Genomic DNA, 5657 nt, shown 5'->3' with positions numbered 1-5657 from the left:
GAGTGTAGGATAGTTGCTGTAAGATATAAATAGTTTATAAATAACAAAATTAAAGACAAAACTTAAAAATAGAAGAAAAAAATTAAAATTCAAACCAATAAATTTAGAGAGATCTCTAAGTAAAATAAAAAAATATTCATAACCATAGGGATTTTGATAATATGGAAGTTCATAGAAATACTTGTAAACGTGATAGTCATAACCCCCTACATTCATCCTAGTACCAGTGTATATAGACAATAAAAATACAGGCATAATCAGTAAAATTTTTTCATAGGTATCTTCAGTAAAAAATATAGTGTAAAAAAGAAAGATACTAAAAATTCCAAGAACAAAAATCATAACTCATCAACTCTTTCTTTTATAATAGTTCCAGTTAAAGAGATAAAAAAAGAAAAGATAAAGCCCCAAAATAGAATTAAATAACGTTTATCAATAGCTTCTACAGAAGTGGCTTTAATTATTAATGGAAAAGATTTTGAGGGATCTTCCAGTAGCATTTTAAATTTAAGTTTCTCATCTTTAGAAGTTGTATAAAGAAGTTTTTTATTTAAAAAATCTATGTTTGCCATAATGGCAAAATCTAAAAAGTCATTGACCTCATCAATTGGAAAATTGCGATCAACGGATTCGCTACTAACTGTATATATCCCATTTCCTCCATTAAAAGATATTTTTAAAGAATCACTATCGATTAAACCTAAAATATATAATCCATCATTTCCAGGAGTTATACTTTCATAAGTTATAGTTCCATTGACATCAATTTTTGTAATTTTTGTGGCTCCTTGGGGTTCAATATAACGAAATAAAGCTTTGGCAGAGTATCTAATAGGGGTAGTAAAATAAAAGTATGAAGTAAAAAGTAGGCCTAAAATAAAAAGAGAAAAAAATAAGTATCTATGTGTTTTAATAATCTTAAAAAAATCTTTAGACATTTAAACCTCCAGTATCCTTTTTAATATAATACTATAAAAAATAGAAAAACCTCTTTATTAAAGAGGTTTTAAAATTAGAATGAATATTTTATTGCACCAGAATAGAACCAGTGGTCTTTATTTCCATCTCCACCTTTGTCTGTATTATCATCTCTCCACTCGTAGTTAACTTTAGCTATAAGTTCGATACTCTTTGTAATTTTATAGTGAGTGTTAACCCCTAGCATATCCCTTTTAACTTCAGATTTTTTACCACTAGTTGAAACTCTTTCGCCATCAATTCCCCAGAAAAAGAAAGGAACCAATTTTAAATTTCTAGTTGGAGAGTAGTGATATCTAAATCTAATTTGAGTTCCATCAACATCGTAGTCAAATTTATTAACACCACTTGTGTCATCAGCTAAGGCCACAGATACAGCATGTTTTCTATTAAAAGTATATCTAGTACCACCTTCTAATCTATGCTTATATCCATATCTAGATTCAGATTTTATATTTCCTGTTGCCCAATCTTTTGAAACATAAGAATCTTTTAACTCTGTATATGAGATAAATCCTCTAGAATATAAGCTCCAATTTTTATTAAATGTATAAGTAAATTTAGGATAAAATCTATACTCTTTAGCAGAGTCTAATTTCATTTCATCATTGTGGAAATCAGTATATCTTAAACCGATTTCAGGTCTAAACATAAGCTTTCCCCAAAGATACATATTTTCAATATAGAACTCTGACATGTCTCTACTTTGTTCTTTTCTTTTTTCAGTTTTACTCTCATTAAAAACTCTATCTGCAAAACCAAATTTAAAAGCAAGACTTTTATCCTTATTTGGTTTTAATGTCAAATTTATGTTTCCCTCTCTAAAGTTTCTAGAAGCTCCACCCTCCTCATAATCTTTAACTTTAAATCCAACCTCAACATCTCCACCTATTTTATCAAAATCAAAAGCTAAAATGGATGTATTAACTAATAAAAAAGATGAAAGTGCAAAACAAGATATAATTTTAGTACTCATAACCCCTCCAATATGTCAACTTTATGTCAAGATTATACTATTTTTTTAGTTTTGTGTCAATATTATGTCAAAACAAAAAAAGACTTGATTACCAAGTCTTTAATTAAAAGGATACCAAAATCCTTTAAGTACATATATTTTTAGATAGATTGATACAATTAGCATTATTGCCATCAATAACAGTGTAATAAAATCTATAGATGAATACTTCTGAGAACTGTACCAAGTTCTTTTGCTATTATGTCCAAACCCTCTTAGGTCCATTGCATTAGAAACAACCTCAACTCTATTTAAAGAGGATAGAACCAGTGGGAAAAGAATAGTATTATAATTTTTCAATCTTGTTATAATATTTGCATCCTCTTTTCTAAAAGCTACACCTCTAGCTTCCTGAGCATGCATGATATTTTTAAACTCATCTCTCACATCAGGAATGTATCTAAGTGCTATATTAATAGCGTATGCAACTTTATATGACACACCTATTTTATTTAAACTACTTGCAAACTTACTTGGATGAGTTGTGAATATAAACAACATCATTATAGGGAAAACTGCAAGATACTTCATAGATAGAGTTAAAGCAAACCAGATTGTCTCTGTGGATAGAGTTATCCCTTTTATTGTTAAAATAGGGGTAGTTGTGCCAGTTAAAGTAGATCCATATTCAGGAGTGATAACTATTAAAAATAATGAGTTCATAATAGTGAACATAACAATAAATATAAACAATGGTTTAATTGACTTAAATGGAATTTTTGCAATATGTAATAACCCCATCCCCACAATAAAGAATGTTAAAAATACTCTGAAATCATTAAATAAAAATACTGAAGCTGTCCAAATAAGAAGTAATAAAAACTTTACACTTCCATCAATTTTATGTATTGGAGAATCTTTATCAATATATAAAGTACCAGTTCTTGACATTATCTTATCCCTCCTTGATTTTCAAAATTAATAAAGGAGTTCATAAGAGTTTCAGGATTTAATCCCATAATCTCTGCCATTTGAGAAAGAGAGGTCTCTTTTAAATTGGATTTTTCCATTAAATACCTCTCACCTAAAATAATAGATGGAGTGTTATTGGCTATAATACTACCATTACAAAGAACAACAGCTCTATTTGCATACTCAAGAGCAAGGTGCATATCATGAGTGATAAGAATGATTCCAACACCATTATCTGCAATGGTTTTAATAAAACTCATAAACTCTTTATATCGTTTATAATCTTGTCCTGCTGTTGGTTCATCTAAAATTAGAATTTCAGGTTCTAAAGCCAAAATAGCCGCTATTGTAAGTCTTTTCTTCTGACCGTAGCTTAAAGAGGTAACAGGCCAATATCTAAACTCATATAAACCACAAACTTCTAAGGCTTTTTCAGCTTTAGCAGTGAAATCTTTTACTCCTCTTATCTTTAGTCCAAACTGAACCTCTTCTAAAAGAGTTTCCTGTGTAATCATATGATTTGGATTTTGCATAACAAATCCAATCTTTTCTCCTCTTTTTTTTATGCTATCTTTTTTTATACTTTTTCCAAGAAAAATAATATCTCCATTTGACTCTTTTTCAATCCCTGTTATAACTTTACAAAGAGTTGACTTACCAGCACCATTATTTCCTAAAAGAGCGAGAATCTCTCCACGATTAACAGAGAAATTGACATCTTTTAGGATAGGTTTATCCTCAGTGTAAGCAAAAGAAAGATTTTTAATATCTAAAATTCTATCTGAAAAAGATTTTTCTTTAAGTTCTATTGAGTCGCACCAAGCTTTAACTTTAGATATATTAGAGGAAGTTCCAATTTGAGTTATAGGGTATATGGAATCTGTCTCTAAGTTTACTCCTGAATACTTTAAAGCTTCTATATATAGAGGTTCTCTCAGTCCATACTTTCTGAACATATCCTTTCTAAACAGTTCTTCAGGAGTTCCATTTGCAACAACTTCCCCCTTGTTTAAAATGATAACTCTATCAAAATCTTGCTCTAAAACATCCTCTATTCTATGCTCAATTACTATAATAGTTTTTCCAGTTTTTCTTTGAATATCACAGATTAACTTCATAGCATGTTTACCACTATATGGGTCTAGATTAGCCAGTGGCTCATCAAAAAGTAAAATATCGGCTGGACTTCTCATTATACCTGCTAAAGATACAGATTGTTTTTGTCCACCAGAAAGTTCTTGTGGACTATGATTAATAAAAGATTCCATACCCACATTTTTTAAAGCCTCTCTAGTATTTTTTATCATTTTATCCTGAGGAATAAGATTATTTTCATCAATAAAAGATACATCTTCTCCGACACTAAGACCTATAAATTGTCCATCTTGGTCCTGTAAAACTGTTCCTACAAGATTACTGATTTCAAAAATACTATTCTCATAGGGTTCCATTCCTTTGACAGTTAGGACACCCTTAAATCCGCCCTCTTTTGAAAAGGGAACTATACCATTTAAACAACTACCCAATGTAGATTTTCCACTACCACTAGGACCAGCAATTAGAACTTTTTCACCTTTTTTTATCTCCAGATTAAGATTTTTTAAAGTGGGTTCCAATTGATTAATATATTTAAAAGTAAAATTTTTAAATTCTACTACATTATTCATCTATTACTCCTTTAATTAGTCTTCTATTTTTAAATTTGAATATTTTCTTTTTCTAGCGGCAATTCCAAGAATAATAGGAATTCCTAAAGTTGCAGTAACTACAAAATTTGTAAGAGTAGCTAAAGCTATTTGAATCCAAACTTTTTGGGCAGGCTCGCCATAGAAGTAAACGTCTCCTACATATGCTGCTAGTCCAGCGAATATCATTCCTAAAACAGCATAGACATACATTTTAAATATATGAACTTTAGTGACATGACCAGTTTCTAAAGAGAAACTTTTATCCAAGGTAATCATTCCACCAAATAGTCCAATAACAGCTGATAAAAATACCCAACTGAACCAAACGCTTCCCCACATAATCATATCATTTAAAGCATGTCCTACAAATCCCACAAAGAATCCAACTAAAGGACCAAAAATAGCTCCAAAAATTGTAAGAAGTGCAACGGCAATTCTAAATGATGTGTTGGGACCAACAGGGATAGCCACTCCAGATAAAACACTGTAAAGAGCAGCACCAATACCGATAGCCACAACACTTTTTGTAGAAAATAGTTCAACTTTTTTTACATAGTATCTGAACCCATCTTCTCCAATATACTTTTTATTCATATTTTGTCCAACCTTTCTTTTCTGACCTTCCAATCAGGCATATAAAGTGATATAAAATCCCAAAACTCCTTTTTGTGGTGAGGATATCTAAGATGTGCTATTTCATGAAAAGCAACATAATCAATGCACTGTATGGGCTTTTTAATAAGTTCAACATTTAGTGTTATTAATTTTGTAATATATCTACAAGAACCCCAACGTCTTTTCATCTTTCTAATTTTAAAATCTATATACTTCTCACCAATAAGGTCGCTATACTTATCTAAAGATATTTTAAAAATTTTAAGAGCCTCTTTTTTATACCAATTATAAATTATTGTTTCTATATTTTTTTTATTGATCTCCTTGTTACAAAATACTTTAAAACTATTATTTTCAATTTGCACAAAGTTAGAGGAGTTTTGTAAAATTTCTAAAATATAAATTTTACCAAGATACTCTATATTGTCTCCATTTTTATATGATTTGTC

The 5657-nt window shown here is 29.8% G+C and carries 7 protein-coding genes; all 7 read right to left on the bottom strand.

Going from position 1 to position 5657, the window contains the following annotated elements:
* Positions 1-342 (bottom strand): EpsG family protein (locus tag ACMOUI_RS04955; protein ID WP_418964630.1); only part of this gene is annotated, 342 nt, incomplete at its 3' end.
* Positions 339-938: a hypothetical protein gene (locus ACMOUI_RS04950; protein WP_418964629.1), complete on the bottom strand. Its 600-nt coding sequence runs from the start codon at positions 936-938 to the stop codon at positions 339-341. The genes ACMOUI_RS04955 and ACMOUI_RS04950, both read right to left, overlap by 4 nt.
* Before the next feature lie 74 nt (positions 939-1012).
* Positions 1013-1954 (bottom strand): hypothetical protein, encoded by a 942-nt coding sequence (locus ACMOUI_RS04945; protein ID WP_418964628.1) that lies wholly within the window; start codon positions 1952-1954, stop codon positions 1013-1015.
* Between the two features lie 99 nt (positions 1955-2053).
* Positions 2054-2884 carry an energy-coupling factor transporter transmembrane component T family protein gene (locus ACMOUI_RS04940; protein WP_418964627.1) on the bottom strand — a complete coding sequence of 277 codons (831 nt, stop codon included), beginning with the start codon at positions 2882-2884 and terminating at the stop codon, positions 2054-2056.
* Entirely contained in the window at positions 2884-4572 is a 1689-nt protein-coding gene (locus ACMOUI_RS04935; RefSeq protein ID WP_418964626.1) for an ABC transporter ATP-binding protein, read from the bottom strand. Before ACMOUI_RS04935 ends, ACMOUI_RS04940 begins: the two co-directional genes overlap by 1 nt.
* 15 nt (positions 4573-4587) lie before the next feature.
* Positions 4588-5187, bottom strand: a complete 600-nt coding sequence (locus ACMOUI_RS04930; RefSeq protein WP_418964625.1) for an ECF-type riboflavin transporter substrate-binding protein — start codon at positions 5185-5187, stop codon at positions 4588-4590.
* Positions 5184-5657 (bottom strand): M48 family metallopeptidase (locus ACMOUI_RS04925; protein ID WP_418964624.1); only part of this gene is annotated, 474 nt, incomplete at its 5' end. The genes ACMOUI_RS04930 and ACMOUI_RS04925, both read right to left, overlap by 4 nt.

The organism is Cetobacterium sp. (assembly GCF_048470075.1).
Lineage (GTDB): Bacteria > Fusobacteriota > Fusobacteriia > Fusobacteriales > Fusobacteriaceae > Cetobacterium_A.
Note: the sequence above shows the minus strand (reverse complement) of the source record. Positions and strands in the feature narration are given on the sequence as shown.

Bases quoted from the DNA above. Each gene is read 5' to 3' on its own strand.
- ACMOUI_RS04950 (WP_418964629.1), bottom strand. From the start codon at position 938: ATGTCTAAAGATTTTTTTAAGATTATTAAAACACATAGATACTTATTT.
- ACMOUI_RS04945 (WP_418964628.1), bottom strand. From the start codon at position 1,954: ATGAGTACTAAAATTATATCTTGTTTTGCACTTTCATCTTTTTTATTA.
- ACMOUI_RS04940 (WP_418964627.1), bottom strand. From the start codon at position 2,884: ATGTCAAGAACTGGTACTTTATATATTGATAAAGATTCTCCAATACAT.
- ACMOUI_RS04935 (WP_418964626.1), bottom strand. From the start codon at position 4,572: ATGAATAATGTAGTAGAATTTAAAAATTTTACTTTTAAATATATTAAT.
- ACMOUI_RS04930 (WP_418964625.1), bottom strand. From the start codon at position 5,187: ATGAATAAAAAGTATATTGGAGAAGATGGGTTCAGATACTATGTAAAA.